The sequence below is a fragment of the Ochrobactrum sp. C6C9 genome, from assembly GCF_022627935.1.
In the GTDB taxonomy this organism is placed as follows: Bacteria; Pseudomonadota; Alphaproteobacteria; order Rhizobiales; family Rhizobiaceae; genus Brucella; species Brucella teleogrylli.
Map to the genome: position 1 here is coordinate 217,530 of NZ_JABXGB010000002.1, position 12,341 is coordinate 229,870.

Here is a 12,341-nt window from a genome sequence, read left to right on the forward strand (position 1 = left end):
GATGCGTCTTCTTATTCTGGGTACTGGCGGCATGGCGAAAAACCATGCCGAAGCCTTCGGGGCGATCCATGGCGTAGAGGTTGTCGCGGCCTGTGATGTGTCGGCGGAGCGCGTCGATGCGTTTTCGGAAAACCACGACATTCACAACCGCTTCACGCGGCTTGAGGATGCGCTGGAATGGGGCCGTTTTGATGCAATCGCCAATGTGACGCCCGACGCCATTCATCACCCGACCACGCTGGCGCTGGTCGGCGCGGGCAAGCACGTCTTTTGCGAAAAGCCGCTGGCGGAAAGCTATGAAAAGGCCGCCGAAATGGCCGATGCCGCCGAGCAGGCCAATGTCGTCAATATGGTCAATCTGACCTATCGCAATGTTGCGCCCTTGCAGAAGGCGCGCGAAATGGTGCTGGCCGGAGAAATCGGACAGGTGCGCCACTTCGAGGCGTCCTATCTGCAAAGCTGGCTGGTGTCGAAGACGTGGGGCGACTGGAAGACCGAGAGCAAATGGCTCTGGCGGCTTTCCACGCGCCATGGGTCGAATGGTGTTCTGGGCGATGTCGGCATTCATATCCTCGACTTCGCATCCTATGCCATCGGCAGCGATGTGCAGCGGGCGTCCGCTCGGCTCAAAACTTTCGACAAGGCGGAAAACGACCATATTGGCGAATATGTGCTGGATGCCAATGACAGCTTCGTCATGATGGCGGAATATGCCAATGGTGCGCTGGGTGTCATTCATGCCAGCCGCTGGGCGACCGGCCATCTGAACGAGCTGCGCTTGCGCATCCATGGCGACAAGGGCGCGCTGGAAGTGCTCCATACACCCACCGGATCAAGCCTGCGCGGTTCTATCGGCGAGGATATCGAAACGCCGGTCTGGCGGGATATCGATGCCGGTATCGTTGAGACGAACTATCAGCGCTTTGCCCGTGCCGTGGCTGACGGTGTCGGGCTGGAGCCGAGTTTCCGCCATGCCGCCAACCTGCAACGCGTGCTCGATCATGCCATGGTCGTGGACAAGCCCTTGCCGGAAGTGGTCGAAAACTGACCATCGTAACGCCGGTCTGTCGCAAACAGGCCGGCGTTTTGCGCCTGGCAATCTCTCTACCGCAGAGTGCGGGATATTTCCGCCTGTGCCGCTTTCAGCGCGGGAAGGTAACGTGTGATGACGTCGGCCATCGGTTCATCGGTCAAAGCCAGGCCGACATTCAGCGCCGCAACCACCTTGCCATGAAAATTGGTCAGCGGCACCGCCATGGAGCGCAGGCCGATTTCCACTTCCTGATCAATGCCTGCATAGCCCTGCTCGCGGACGCGGGCCAGTTCTTCCATGATGCGTGCCAGATCGGTTTCCGTCCGGGGTGTGCGGGCGATGCGCTGGCTCGCATTCAGCGTTTCAAGCGCCTCTTCATGAGGCAAGGCCGCCAGCAGCACCCGCCCCATCGAGGTGCAATAGGCTGGCAATCGCGATCCCGGCATCAGCATCACCGACATGACGCGCTGCTGCGCCGCACGGGCGACATAAACGATTTCCGTCTCATCAAGAATGGAAACGGACGTGCTTTGGCGGATTTCGTCCGACAGGCGGTCGAGAAATGGCTGCACGATACGCGGAAGCGGCATCGAGGCGAGGCATCCTGTGCCAAGCCGCAGGATGCGCGGTGTCACCGTAAAATATTTGCCGTCATAGGCACAATAACCAAGCTCGGCCAATGTCAGCAGGCAGCGCCGCGTTGTGGCGCGATCATAACCGGAAATCTCCGCTGCATCGGAAATGCTGAGCCTCGGATGATCGAAGGTGAAAGCCTCGATAACCTTCAGGCCTTTGGCCAGCCCGCCCATCATGTCGCGATCCTTGATCTGCACGCAGGCAATCTCCGTATTTGTGCGATTATCGAACAAAGTAAGCATAACGCACAAAACTATTGTGGTCGAGGGGGCATCGTTTTATTCAATCTCGAGCGCATTTTTGAAAGACGGTTCCCCAATTTTCGGCATGCGTACTGCCCGGCCCGAGTTTGGCGCTGCGGTCGTCTGAGGAGAAAAATATGGACAAGACAATAGGAAGCCTTGCGGAAGCGGTTGCTGGGATCGGCGATGGCGCGACCGTGATGATCGGCGGGTTTGGTGGATCGGGCGCGCCGATTGAACTCATTCACGCGCTCATCGACAAGGGGCCGAAGAACCTGACGGTCATCAACAACAATGCTGGTAACGGTCGCATCGGCATTGCCGCCATGATCGACGCGGGACTGGTCAGGAAGATGATCTGTTCGTTTCCGCGTTCGTCCGATCCGCGCGCCTTCACGGACAAATATCTGGCTGGTGAAATCGAGCTTGAGCTGGTTCCGCAGGGAACGCTCGCCGAACGCATCCGCGCTGGTGGCGCTGGCATCCCGGCCTTCTATACGCCAACTGCCTATGGCACTGAGCTTGCCGAGGGCAAGGTGATCGCTGAATTCGATGGCCGCTCTTATGTGCAGGAACGCTGGCTGAAGGCCGATTTCGCGCTGATCAAGGCGCACGTGGCTGATATTCACGGCAATCTCAATTACCGCATGGCGGCGCGCAACTTCAATCCGCTGATGTGCATGGCTGCCGGCAAGACCATCGTGCAGGCGTCGCAGATCGTGCCGCTCGGCGGCATCGAGCCGGAGAACATCATCACGCCGGGCATCTTCGTCGACAGCATTGTCGAGGTTACAAACCCGCAGCAGGAAGAAGAACTCATTCGGGCAGGAGTGGCCTACGTATGACCGTCGATACTCGTGAGGACATCAAGCTTTCCAACGCCCAGATCGCCTGGCGCGCGGCGCAAGATATTGCCGATGGCGCTTATGTGAATCTTGGGATTGGTTTTCCTGAAATGGTTGCCCGCTATCAGCCGGAAGGCCGCGAGGCGATCTTCCACACCGAAAACGGCATTCTCGATTTCGGCGAAGCGCCGCCGGAAGGCGAGGAAGACTGGGATCTCATCAACGCAGGCAAAAAGGCGGTTACGCTGAAGCCAGGTGCTGCCTTCTTCCACCATGCCGACAGCTTTGCCATGGTGCGCGGCGGCCATCTCGATGTGGCGATCCTCGGCGCCTATCAGGTTGCGCAAAACGGCGATCTCGCGAATTGGCGCGTCGGCGCCAAGGGTGTGCCTGCCGTCGGCGGCGCGATGGACCTCGTCCATGGTGCCAAGCAGGTGGTGGTCATCACCGAGCACGTCACCAAAAAGGGCGAGCCGAAGCTGGTGGAAAAATGCGCTTTTCCGCTGACGGGCGTCGGCTGCATCACGCGCATCTACACCAGCCATGCGGTGATTGACGTTGATAAGGGCCGTTTTGTGCTGCGCGAAAAGCTTGCCGCGATGACACTGGAAGAGCTACAGGCTATGACCGGCGCTAAGCTGCATATCGATGGCCCTGTCGCCGATCTCGTTGTTCCAGAATTGTGAGGCCTGTCATGACCGAAGCCTATATTTGCGATTATATCCGTACTCCCATTGGTCGTTATGGCGGCGCGCTTTCTGCAGTCCGTGCCGACGATCTCGGTGCCGTTCCGTTGAAAGCACTCATGGCGCGCAACACGTCGGTCGATTGGGAAGCCGTCGATGATGTCATCTTCGGTTCGGCCAATCAGGCAGGCGAAGACAACCGCAATGTCGCGCGTATGTCGCTGCTGCTGGCCGGTCTGCCGGTTGGCGTTTCTGGCACCACGATCAACCGTCTGTGCGGTTCGGGCATGGATGCGGTCGTCGCCGCTGCCCGCGCGATCAAGGCAGGCGAAGCTGAACTGATGATTGCCGGTGGCGTGGAAAGCATGAGCCGCGCGCCTTTCGTCATGCCAAAGGCTGATAGCGCCTTTTCGCGCAAGGCGGAAATCTTCGATACCACCATCGGCTGGCGCTTCGTCAATCCGTTGATGAAGAAGCAATATGGCGTCGATTCCATGCCGGAAACCGGCGAGAACGTTGCCGAAGACTATAAGGTCTCGCGCGCCGATCAGGATGCTTTCGCCGTTCGCAGCCAGAACAAGGCCGCTGAGGCGCAGGCCAATGGCCGTCTGGCCAAGGAAATCGTGGCGGTCACCATTCCGCAGCGCAAGGGTGATCCTGTCGTCGTGGACAAGGACGAGCATCCGCGTGCCACCAGCATCGAAGCGCTGGCCAAGCTGCCGACGCCTTTCCGCGAAGGCGGCACGGTCACGGCGGGCAATGCGTCGGGCGTCAATGATGGTGCGGCCGCATTGATCGTTGCTTCCGAAGCGGCGGTAAAGAAATATGGCCTCACGCCTATCGCCCGCGTTGTGGGTGGCGCGACGGCTGGTGTGCCGCCGCGTGTGATGGGCATCGGCCCGGCTCCGGCAACCAGGAAGCTCAGCGCCCGTATCGGCATTGCGCCCGATGCTTTCGACGTGATCGAGCTGAACGAGGCGTTCGCTTCGCAGGGCCTCGCCGTGCTGCGCGAACTGGGCATTGCCGACGACGACAGCCGCGTCAATCCGAATGGCGGCGCGATTGCGCTTGGTCACCCGCTCGGCATGTCGGGTGCGCGCATTGCGGGCACCGCGGCGCTGGAACTGTCGCTGAACGGCGGCAAATATGCGCTGGCTACCATGTGCATCGGCGTCGGTCAGGGCATTGCCATCGCGCTCGAACGCGTTTGATCGAACTTCTTCATCTCCAGCGAAGTTGTGAAGCAGCTTTGCTGGAGATGTGCGGGAATGATGGCGGAAGGAAATGGGGGTCGAACCCACCAGAGACCGTCTATCAGCCCCTCCCGGATTTGAAGTCCGGACATGCCACCGGGCATGCATCCCTTCCAGATACTTGATATTATTACATAATTTCTAATGCGATGGTTGCGCAGCTTAGCGGTTTGCTACCCATTTGCTACCATTTATTTTTTCTTCTTTCCTACAGCACGAGTGATCATCGCGTCAATCTGTGCCGCCGCATTGGCCTGCATACCCGGCATGACATGCGAATACAGATCGAGCGTGATGCCGATTGTCGAGTGGCCGAGGCGTTCACTGGCAATTTTCGGATGAACACCAGCGGCAAGTAACTGCGTGGCGTGGGTGTGCCGTAGATCATGAAACCGGATGCGGGGCAGTTCTGGATTGCTTTTGATTAAGTCCTGCCATGCGTCGGTCAGTGATCTTGGCTGAAGCGGTTTCCCTTCATGGTCCGCAACGATAAAGTTGTCGTCGTTCAGCCGTATTCCGAGCAGCAATAGATTTTCCGCCTGTTTGGCCCGATGCGTCTGCAAAGCCTTGGTTACTGATGCGGGGAGGTCGACAACGCGCCCCTTCCCAGATTTTGGTTCCTTGTAACGGGTTTCTTTGTTCGTCTGTTCGGCGCTCTCGATCACGAATATCCGCGACCCTTCGAAATCCACATGCTTCCAGCGTAGGGCTGCAATTTCACCACGCCTCATTCCGCACATTACCGCAAGAAGCACCGGCATATGCAGGCGCCTGCCTTCAACGGCCTGCAACAACGTTGCGGTCTGGTTGGCGTCAAAAGCTTTCATGGGCTTTTTTACCAGCTTCGGAGCCTTTGATGTCGTGGCGGGGTTCCTCTGAAGCAATTCCCATGTCACAGCCTGGCCAAGCGCCATGACAAGCACCCGGCGAATATGCCGGACAGTGGTTGGCGAAAGCCCGCCTTTGCCGTCAATGCGGCCAGAAACGAGCGCTGTTGATAGCGCGTTGTCAATGCGCTCAGTTTTGAGCTTATTCAAAATGACATCGCCAAGCAGTGGCCTGATGTTCAATTCGCAGAGTTCTGTATAACGCTCGTGGGTCTTGTTCGATACGCTCGGCTTGACGTGAACAAGCCACCGTTTCAAAAATTCCGAAACCGTGGTTTTGTCCGGCTCGATGTAGACGCCGCCATTAAGTTCTGAAACCAGACGGGCGCATTCGACCTGGGCCTGCCTTTTCGTGCCGTGGAACGTGTGCCACTTCCGACGGCGCTTGCCTGTTTCGGGATCAGGAACGTCAAGGACAATTGCCCATTTGCCGGGGGAGCGTTCGCGGATGTGGCCTTTCATTTGTCATCGTCCTTGTTGGGAAGTCCCAAAATCGCACTTCTAACTTTATTAAAGTAGTCTTTGTCTCGCTTGTTAAGAATATCAATTATATATTTTATTTCGGAGATTGCCTCATCTATCGGCTCGCCAGAACGCATTGATATAACAGACTGACGTATTTTCATAAATTGCTGCATAACTTCGTAGAATTTAAGAGAAAGTTCCTTTGAAAATTCCGTATCCACATCGAGGTCATGTTTAACAATAATATTCTGAACCGTTAGAAGCTTCGTCACCATATCATCGAAAAAATCGTCTGCATCTATACCCAAGCGGCACAAACGACGTACTGCCTCGGATCTTGAAGGGATGCGGTTCTTATAGCGCCAGTCATCAATCGCCTCCAACTCATCTTTAGTGATCTTGATGTGAAGCCTCTCGGTCTCACTCTCACCCAATTTTGGCCGCGCCATCACAATCTCCGCTATTATGTGCATAAGGTGCGCACAAAATAGTTGCGGTCAAGTTAATTTTGTGTAAATTCAGTTTCGTGCGCACGAAACGCACGAAATGGAGATAGATAATGACTGTTGAGGAAGCACTCACAAAACCGACGATAACGATCATAGAGGCCGGTGAATTGTTCTTTGGTCTATCAAAGGACGCCTCATATAGAGCCGCCCGTGCGGGCGACATACCGACTATTCCAGTCGGGGGCGTGAAGAGAGTTCCGGTGATGCGCATTGCTGAAATGCTCGGTCTGCGGGCCAATATCGGAGGCAAAGCAGCATGACCAAGAAAGCAAAAGGCTCGGCAGAGGCTGCAACCTCAAAACCGAGCCAAGTTCCAACCCCGGATAAAGGTCATAAGAACATGACGGTAAATAACACAGGCGATCAGAAAACGCCAGATGCGAGCTTAAAAGAACGAACCCGCGCCGCAATAGCAGTGCTGGCCGACCTCCTCGATGAGCACGGTGATGGCGTTGATTACATGTTCATTTGCCCAACCAGCAAGGTCAAGGCGAATAAATGGGGCGGGCGGGCATATATTGCCTACGCTGTAAACGGAGGGTGCTTCGATGCTTAATCGTCGTTCCTTCCTTCGTTCCGCATCTGCGGCAAGTGCCGCGGTTGCCGTGCCAGTTGGCGCCACCATGGCGCAAACTCCGAGGATGACGCCTGATGAGCGCATCGACGCCGCACTCGCTGAAATCGTCATTGCGTTCCGGGAGCGCTATCCAGATTGCCCGATCCGCATTGATGACATGGATAATCGCAATACGGGTTGCATCGTCATCGTCACCCATTGTGCTGACGATGCTTTGAATATGGTCAACTTCCAACGCAGGAGGTTGCCAGTATGACAGCCCTGCGGATTTGGCTGGCTTTGTGCCTTCTGCGCATTGCTCGTGGCGTGACTGATCTTTCAATCCGCGCGTTGCCGCGGCTGAAGGGCGGTCCAAAATGAGAACTTCAAAAGCGAACGCGCACCGTTATCAGTTGGAAATGATCGTTGAGCAGGCTCTAGCCCTGCTAGATGCAATGGATGGCGATCCTGACATCGAAGAAAACGGCGATGAGCATGATATGGCGTTCTGCCTATCTGGGTGTTGCTCGCCGTTCAACCACGAAGACGCTGAAGATGGCGGCGATGATGAGCCTACCATGGGCGCAACGACCGACATCAATCAAAGCGCGTGGGCAAGCGGTTCTTGGCAGTGGGATGAATGCGAGGAAGAAAACGAGCACGGCGGCGATATTCAGGATGAAGCGCATGACGCCGTTGATCAAGGTGACGACGAGCTGACATTGGGATGGCCCGAAGGAAACGCCCAGCGCGGGACTGATATGCCAGAACCGTTTTCCGCTTCATACGACGCCAGCGATAGTCACGAGCACGCACTCTTCCTTGGCTTTGACGGCAGCGGCTATCACAAGGCCAAGGCCGATCTGGTCGCTTTTCGCCGCCGTCGCCCTGACATCCATCAGAACTATGTCGCGGTTTCCCCCGGTTATTGAAAGGCTGAGTGAGTGACGAAGCATGAACAAACATACCGTGGGGGCGATGAGCAGCAGACGGCGGAGGTGCATCCTTTCCCCCGCCGTCGCGACGGACGAACCTTTGAACAAGCCAAGCAGGAACTCGCGGCACTGAAGTTTGGTTTGTTCGAAACGGTCGCGGCTGATCCACTGTTACGCGGTTCGCCATGCTTGGCAGTGGCGGTGGTGTTCGCCTCTCTTGTAACCGTAGACAAGCGAACACTGGAATTCACAGCGGCCTATGTCTCGAATGGGAAACTCCATGTGAGGGCAGGCCTACGGTCGCATAACACGGCACAGAAAGCACGCCGACTTTTGGAAAAGCATGGATACCTCACGGCGGTGGGCAGCACCAATGGCATGACGGTCTATCAGATCGCAAACCCTCATCAAGAGCGTGTCCTGATGCATGTCCGCGAGTGGGAGGATCATAATCGCGAAGTGAAGGCCGAGCAAAAAAGGAACTGGCGATTACAGGTTTCAGGGATGTCAAAACCTGACACCCCAAAAAACAGCAAGGATGTCAAAAATCGACACCCCGGGATGTCAAATTCTGACACTCTGGGATGTCAAAAAATGACACCAAATACCTTAAAGGAATACCTCTCAGTATTACCTGAAAATATCCGCTCTGAGGGCAAGGGTTATCTTCCTCATGATGTCGAGCGCGGCATCTATGGTCAGGGCGATGAGGTTAAGGGGGAGGTGAGCGAGGCCACCCAAAAGCCAGCGCGAACCGACCCCGACTTAAACGAGCCGACGAAAAAAAACAGGTTTTTGTGTGGGGTGTCCATAATCGACGCGCCACGCTCTGAAGCCGATGCCTTTTCGGAGCTTTATTCCCTGTTTGGAGAAAAATGGCCCCTTCTGCACGACAACGTTCGTCGCAGCGCACTTATGCGCCTGATGAATGGCCGTCTTACGCATGAATGGGTTCAGGAACGAATAGTGAACCTCGACACACAAATCGCGGAAGGTGACGCATGAAAGTGGTTACTGGAAATGATGGCAAAATCTACGTTGCCAACGCTCACGGCGGGATCATGGCTGGCCCCTTCGAAACGAACGCGCAGGCATGGCGTGCTGCCGACCGGATTTCAGGTGAGCCGGTCAGCCGTTCCGAAAAAGTCTCAATGTGGATCAATGAGCAGAATGGAGACGCGGCATGAACCATCGATCAAGTTCGTCTCTGGAACGAAAGGTAAACATACCGGCTGACAATCCAGCCGGTCGCCTCAAGAGCGATACCCGTCAGACCAACTGGCGACGGGCGAACCCGAACAAGTATGCGGCACATATCGCGGTTCAGAGGGCACTCTCTCAAGGCAAGCTGATGAAGCAGCCGTGTGAGGTCTGCGGAGCGGAAGTCGTAGACGCGCACCACGACGACTATTCGAAGCCGCTTAAGGTGCGGTGGCTCTGCCGCACTCACCATACTCGCTTGCACAAGTGCGGCGAGGACATGTTCGCCACGGATCAGAAGGACGCAGCACAATGACGGAAACCTCTCACGTGAAGCGGGCCGCGATCTGGCTTGCGACGACACCAGACCGCGCAAAGCCAAGGCCTGTCATTCCGCACCTGAAAACCCGCTTCGGCCTGTCCAATGCCGAGGCGGTCCGAGCGATCGAAGAGAGCAACCTCATCAAAGCGAGGGCACTATGACCGACATCAGCGATGAAGAACTTGAGCGGCGTATGCGCGCCAAGCTGTTTGCTTCGGGCACCGGGAAAGACGCCCCCAAATTTGGGGCGGATGATCTGAAGATTGCGGAAAAGCTCATGGGCAAATCGAACGCCCAGCGGCTTGCACATTCTGACAAGCCATTCCGATATCGAGCACCCGTCATCACAGCTGAATATTACCACACGCCAGACGGCGAATATCATCGTGGCGGCTGGTCGCTGGACATGATCGAGGACGGCGTTCGGCGCAAGGTGATCAGCTGCGGCAGCTGGCAGAGTGTCTCGCTCAAGATCCGCGAGTTGGAAGCCAAAAATATCCCCGTGAAGAGGTTTGAAACCGAGCGCATGGCGGTGGAGGCGGAACGGCGCAAAGCAGCCGCCAGCGCCCCCAAGGAAGGCCGTAGAAGCGCGATTATGAAACAGATGAAGGATTTCCGCCTATGATGGACATGCGAATTAAACCGAAGGCCAAGCGAAAGCCGAAGAAGCTGCCGCCTCCCGGATCGGACGGAACGAAAATAATCCGCACATCTGTCAGGGTGACGGCGACCAGAACTGAAACCCGCTCAATCCGTGCGCGGCCAGGTACATTCGAATGGCGATATGCCAGAGCGAAACCAGCAGGCAAGGACATCAACGCGGCGCTGTACCATGCCGGAAGCCATTATGCCATTTTATGGGAGCGGGCAGGTGTGGCGGACATGGGGTCACCTAATAATATGGGCGGTATTGGCGGTGGTTCGCGCCTTGGACTGGCTGACAGGCGATGCGAAGCGATGGACGATTTGCAGGGAATATTTGCCGTCCTTGGGCAGAGTGCAACCTCAAGACTTACGGCCTACTGTGTGGATGGAAAAACGACCAAGGAGATTGCCAAAAGGTTCGGCGCTTCAGAGCGGGAAATGGGATATGTTCTCCATAACGATCTTAGGGAGTGTGCGCGGCATTTAAAGCTGATTTCCTCATGTGCATAACGCTCGTTTCGGGTTCGTAATGAGTTGACATTGGTCACGAGCCATGCGACACACGTGTTATACGGAAGAACTGTCTCTAGAGCGGCCTTGTGCCGCTCTTTTTGCATCTGGACACCGTGTCCGGTTGCTTTTGACAGATTGTCCACTTGATGCACACCAGCGGCCAGATTGGCCGGTTGCATGAACGAATTTAATTTTTCTCCATTGCGAGGCGGCGAAAGCGACAAACACGCCGCATATGTGTCTTGGGTAGGTAGTGCTTGCGGCAATCCTAGGTTCCCGGTGCCAGTACATCCCATCGCCTTGCAACATGCGTTCAACGTCCGTTGAAACGGGCCATTGTTTTAATTAGATTTTTAGGGCTGGACGCACAGCGGACGCGAGACCGACGCAGGTAAACGCTTAGCATCGTTCAACAATTCAGAAATCCGAACGCAGAGCGAACGCAAGACGGACGCAACGTTAATGAGATGAATAAAATAGTGGAACGATAACGGACAACGTGGAAATAGTTGCCATAGCGGTCATCCACCACGACAGGCGTCGGATCGTTTTCGTCATGTCTAGCATCGCCTGGGTCTGCCTTGCATTCTCTCTACGAGCCAATTCTTCCCGAATGTAGGACAAGCTCAGCGATGTGAACGGCGCCCCGTCGTCGTAGGATTTGATTAACTGCTCGTCTGTTAGTTCCATGAATTTTTTGAATGGTAGTGCCATCCGCCCCTCCTGAAGTCACACTGCGCATACAGCAATAGAATTTGCATCCTGCGAGAGCACCATCGTATGCGATGGAAAACATCGTTTTGCCAGCGTGATAATCTGACTTCTCATCCCGCGCCGAGTACACTTCTAAATAGTTCTCCTACTTTCTCAAACAGACCTATCAAAGGTTTTGTTGTAGAGAGAACCATCAAAAGTACAGTAGGGATGATAATGAGAGACGCATATCTATCAAAGACATCATGAGTAGATTTCACATCTTTTCGCGCTTGCTCAGTTTCTGGTTGAGGAAAGTCTAGGAATTCGTCAGGGTGATCGAGCCTGTATTTTTCATAGTCTACTTCTTCGTGGTTGATATTGTAACGCTGAAGAATTCCATCGAATTTAACTGAATACTCCTGGATTGTTTTTTGCGATGGGTCTGGATGTGACCGAAACTCGCGACGTAAGGAATTGATCTCCAGCGCGCAACGTTGAAATTGATCAGCTTTAACCGGATCGGCATCTGCGGATTGCAGCAACGATGAAGCCAGAATAAAGATCGATAGCGCGATTGTGGTCAGCGATATCGCCTTTTCGACTAGGTCAAATACCTCGAAGAACGAAGGTATAAGGGTAAGACATACAACGCTTGCTGAAGCGTAGGCCGTGTTTCGCGTTCTCTTTCTGGAGCGTTCTTCTAAACGCATTGATGCATTGAAACGCGAACCCTTTGTGCGTTTCATCTCTTTGAGCAACGAAGCGCGTGCTTCTTTTGCATCCGTAGCTACTGGCAATTGGTTTATCGACCTAGGCGATGACTGATCCATTGTAATTAATGCCCCCAATCCATTCCTAAACCTCAACGATGAGTCGCTGAAAATAGCAAGGCGCGACCGCAACGGACCTCCGAAAGAG

The 12,341-nt window shown here is 55.2% G+C and carries 19 protein-coding genes and 1 tRNA gene; 14 read left to right on the forward strand and 6 right to left on the reverse strand.

Going from position 1 to position 12,341, the window contains the following annotated elements; translation table 11 throughout:
- Nucleotide 1: 1 nt before the first annotated feature.
- The gene (locus tag HWD97_RS02410) at nt 2–1,048 is read left to right on the forward strand and encodes a Gfo/Idh/MocA family protein (protein WP_109366914.1); all 1,047 of its coding nucleotides are present in this window, start codon (nt 2–4) and stop codon (nt 1,046–1,048) included.
- Between the two features lie 56 nt (nt 1,049–1,104).
- On the opposite strand, the gene HWD97_RS02415 is transcribed toward HWD97_RS02410, so the two are convergent.
- Nucleotides 1,105–1,842 carry an IclR family transcriptional regulator C-terminal domain-containing protein gene (locus tag HWD97_RS02415; protein WP_371830825.1) on the reverse strand — a complete coding sequence of 246 codons (738 nt, stop codon included), beginning with the start codon at nt 1,840–1,842 and terminating at the stop codon, nt 1,105–1,107.
- Nucleotides 1,843–2,048: 206 nt separating this feature from the next.
- Between HWD97_RS02415 and HWD97_RS02420 the strand changes: the two genes are divergently transcribed.
- The 3 genes from HWD97_RS02420 to pcaF are packed head-to-tail and all read left to right on the forward strand — an operon-like array spanning nt 2,049 to nt 4,653.
- Nucleotides 2,049–2,756: a 3-oxoacid CoA-transferase subunit A gene (locus HWD97_RS02420; RefSeq protein ID WP_109366916.1), complete on the forward strand. Its 708-nt coding sequence runs from the start codon at nt 2,049–2,051 to the stop codon at nt 2,754–2,756.
- On the forward strand, nt 2,753–3,442 hold the full coding sequence (locus tag HWD97_RS02425) for a CoA transferase subunit B (protein WP_109366917.1): 690 nt from the start codon (nt 2,753–2,755) through the stop codon (nt 3,440–3,442). Before HWD97_RS02420 ends, HWD97_RS02425 begins: the two co-directional genes overlap by 4 nt.
- 8 nt (nt 3,443–3,450) lie before the next feature.
- Nucleotides 3,451–4,653: a 3-oxoadipyl-CoA thiolase gene (gene pcaF / locus HWD97_RS02430; RefSeq protein ID WP_109366918.1), complete on the forward strand. Its 1,203-nt coding sequence runs from the start codon at nt 3,451–3,453 to the stop codon at nt 4,651–4,653.
- A gap of 61 nt (nt 4,654–4,714) precedes the next feature.
- Here pcaF and HWD97_RS02435 read toward each other — a convergent pair.
- The 3 genes from HWD97_RS02435 to HWD97_RS02445 all read right to left on the reverse strand — a co-directional run bounded on the left by HWD97_RS02435 (nt 4,715) and on the right by HWD97_RS02445 (nt 6,496).
- Nucleotides 4,715–4,810: transfer RNA gene (locus HWD97_RS02435), tRNA-Sec, on the reverse strand.
- 76 nt (nt 4,811–4,886) lie between these two features.
- Nucleotides 4,887–6,044 (reverse strand): tyrosine recombinase XerC, encoded by a 1,158-nt coding sequence (gene xerC, locus HWD97_RS02440; RefSeq protein ID WP_371834633.1) that lies wholly within the window; start codon nt 6,042–6,044, stop codon nt 4,887–4,889.
- Nucleotides 6,041–6,496, reverse strand: coding sequence for a ribbon-helix-helix domain-containing protein (locus tag HWD97_RS02445; protein WP_371834634.1), 456 nt, complete (start codon nt 6,494–6,496; stop codon nt 6,041–6,043). Before HWD97_RS02445 ends, xerC begins: the two co-directional genes overlap by 4 nt.
- 110 nt (nt 6,497–6,606) lie before the next feature.
- Between HWD97_RS02445 and HWD97_RS02450 the strand changes: the two genes are divergently transcribed.
- From HWD97_RS02450 to HWD97_RS02495, 10 genes are all read left to right on the forward strand, one after another.
- Nucleotides 6,607–6,816: a DNA-binding protein gene (locus HWD97_RS02450; protein ID WP_371834635.1), complete on the forward strand. Its 210-nt coding sequence runs from the start codon at nt 6,607–6,609 to the stop codon at nt 6,814–6,816.
- Nucleotides 6,813–7,112 (forward strand): hypothetical protein, encoded by a 300-nt coding sequence (locus HWD97_RS02455; protein ID WP_371834636.1) that lies wholly within the window; start codon nt 6,813–6,815, stop codon nt 7,110–7,112. Before HWD97_RS02450 ends, HWD97_RS02455 begins: the two co-directional genes overlap by 4 nt.
- The gene (locus tag HWD97_RS02460) at nt 7,105–7,389 is read left to right on the forward strand and encodes a twin-arginine translocation signal domain-containing protein (RefSeq protein ID WP_371834637.1); all 285 of its coding nucleotides are present in this window, start codon (nt 7,105–7,107) and stop codon (nt 7,387–7,389) included. The genes HWD97_RS02455 and HWD97_RS02460 overlap by 8 nt, the downstream gene beginning before the upstream one ends.
- Before the next feature lie 100 nt (nt 7,390–7,489).
- Nucleotides 7,490–8,044 carry a hypothetical protein gene (locus HWD97_RS02465; RefSeq protein WP_371834638.1) on the forward strand — a complete coding sequence of 185 codons (555 nt, stop codon included), beginning with the start codon at nt 7,490–7,492 and terminating at the stop codon, nt 8,042–8,044.
- A 12-nt stretch (nt 8,045–8,056) separates the two neighbouring features.
- Nucleotides 8,057–9,052: a hypothetical protein gene (locus HWD97_RS02470; RefSeq protein ID WP_371834639.1), complete on the forward strand. Its 996-nt coding sequence runs from the start codon at nt 8,057–8,059 to the stop codon at nt 9,050–9,052.
- Complete coding sequence (locus HWD97_RS02475; RefSeq protein WP_371834640.1) at nt 9,049–9,234, forward strand: hypothetical protein; 186 nt, start codon at nt 9,049–9,051, stop codon at nt 9,232–9,234. Before HWD97_RS02470 ends, HWD97_RS02475 begins: the two co-directional genes overlap by 4 nt.
- Before the next feature lie 38 nt (nt 9,235–9,272).
- Nucleotides 9,273–9,563 carry a hypothetical protein gene (locus HWD97_RS02480; protein WP_371834678.1) on the forward strand — a complete coding sequence of 97 codons (291 nt, stop codon included), beginning with the start codon at nt 9,273–9,275 and terminating at the stop codon, nt 9,561–9,563.
- Entirely contained in the window at nt 9,560–9,730 is a 171-nt protein-coding gene (locus tag HWD97_RS02485) for a hypothetical protein (RefSeq protein WP_371834641.1), read from the forward strand. Before HWD97_RS02480 ends, HWD97_RS02485 begins: the two co-directional genes overlap by 4 nt.
- Nucleotides 9,727–10,194 (forward strand): hypothetical protein, encoded by a 468-nt coding sequence (locus HWD97_RS02490; protein WP_371834642.1) that lies wholly within the window; start codon nt 9,727–9,729, stop codon nt 10,192–10,194. Before HWD97_RS02485 ends, HWD97_RS02490 begins: the two co-directional genes overlap by 4 nt.
- Nucleotides 10,191–10,724: a hypothetical protein gene (locus HWD97_RS02495; RefSeq protein ID WP_371834643.1), complete on the forward strand. Its 534-nt coding sequence runs from the start codon at nt 10,191–10,193 to the stop codon at nt 10,722–10,724. Before HWD97_RS02490 ends, HWD97_RS02495 begins: the two co-directional genes overlap by 4 nt.
- Before the next feature lie 462 nt (nt 10,725–11,186).
- Here the strand turns inward: HWD97_RS02495 and HWD97_RS02500 are convergent, their stop codons facing one another.
- Together HWD97_RS02500 and HWD97_RS02505 are read right to left on the reverse strand one after the other, a co-directional pair.
- The gene (locus tag HWD97_RS02500; RefSeq protein ID WP_371834644.1) at nt 11,187–11,441 is read right to left on the reverse strand and encodes a hypothetical protein; all 255 of its coding nucleotides are present in this window, start codon (nt 11,439–11,441) and stop codon (nt 11,187–11,189) included.
- A gap of 110 nt (nt 11,442–11,551) precedes the next feature.
- Nucleotides 11,552–12,220 (reverse strand): SLATT domain-containing protein, encoded by a 669-nt coding sequence (locus HWD97_RS02505; RefSeq protein WP_371834645.1) that lies wholly within the window; start codon nt 12,218–12,220, stop codon nt 11,552–11,554.
- Nucleotides 12,221–12,341: the final 121 nt, after the last annotated feature.

Excerpts from the sequence above, each read along its gene's own strand:
- HWD97_RS02420 (WP_109366916.1), top strand. The coding sequence starts at position 2,049 with ATGGACAAGACAATAGGAAGCCTTGCGGAAGCGGTTGCTGGGATCGGC.
- HWD97_RS02425 (WP_109366917.1), top strand. The coding sequence starts at position 2,753 with ATGACCGTCGATACTCGTGAGGACATCAAGCTTTCCAACGCCCAGATC.
- HWD97_RS02450 (WP_371834635.1), top strand. The coding sequence starts at position 6,607 with ATGACTGTTGAGGAAGCACTCACAAAACCGACGATAACGATCATAGAG.
- HWD97_RS02465 (WP_371834638.1), top strand. The coding sequence starts at position 7,490 with ATGAGAACTTCAAAAGCGAACGCGCACCGTTATCAGTTGGAAATGATC.
- HWD97_RS02485 (WP_371834641.1), top strand. The coding sequence starts at position 9,560 with ATGACGGAAACCTCTCACGTGAAGCGGGCCGCGATCTGGCTTGCGACG.
- HWD97_RS02455 (WP_371834636.1), top strand. The coding sequence starts at position 6,813 with ATGACCAAGAAAGCAAAAGGCTCGGCAGAGGCTGCAACCTCAAAACCG.
- HWD97_RS02410 (WP_109366914.1), top strand. The coding sequence starts at position 2 with ATGCGTCTTCTTATTCTGGGTACTGGCGGCATGGCGAAAAACCATGCC.
- HWD97_RS02445 (WP_371834634.1), bottom strand. The coding sequence starts at position 6,496 with ATGGCGCGGCCAAAATTGGGTGAGAGTGAGACCGAGAGGCTTCACATC.
- HWD97_RS02495 (WP_371834643.1), top strand. The coding sequence starts at position 10,191 with ATGATGGACATGCGAATTAAACCGAAGGCCAAGCGAAAGCCGAAGAAG.
- HWD97_RS02475 (WP_371834640.1), top strand. The coding sequence starts at position 9,049 with ATGAAAGTGGTTACTGGAAATGATGGCAAAATCTACGTTGCCAACGCT.
- HWD97_RS02460 (WP_371834637.1), top strand. The coding sequence starts at position 7,105 with ATGCTTAATCGTCGTTCCTTCCTTCGTTCCGCATCTGCGGCAAGTGCC.
- HWD97_RS02500 (WP_371834644.1), bottom strand. The coding sequence starts at position 11,441 with ATGGCACTACCATTCAAAAAATTCATGGAACTAACAGACGAGCAGTTA.
- HWD97_RS02415 (WP_371830825.1), bottom strand. The coding sequence starts at position 1,842 with ATGGGCGGGCTGGCCAAAGGCCTGAAGGTTATCGAGGCTTTCACCTTC.
- pcaF (WP_109366918.1), top strand. The coding sequence starts at position 3,451 with ATGACCGAAGCCTATATTTGCGATTATATCCGTACTCCCATTGGTCGT.
- xerC (WP_371834633.1), bottom strand. The coding sequence starts at position 6,044 with ATGAAAGGCCACATCCGCGAACGCTCCCCCGGCAAATGGGCAATTGTC.
- HWD97_RS02490 (WP_371834642.1), top strand. The coding sequence starts at position 9,727 with ATGACCGACATCAGCGATGAAGAACTTGAGCGGCGTATGCGCGCCAAG.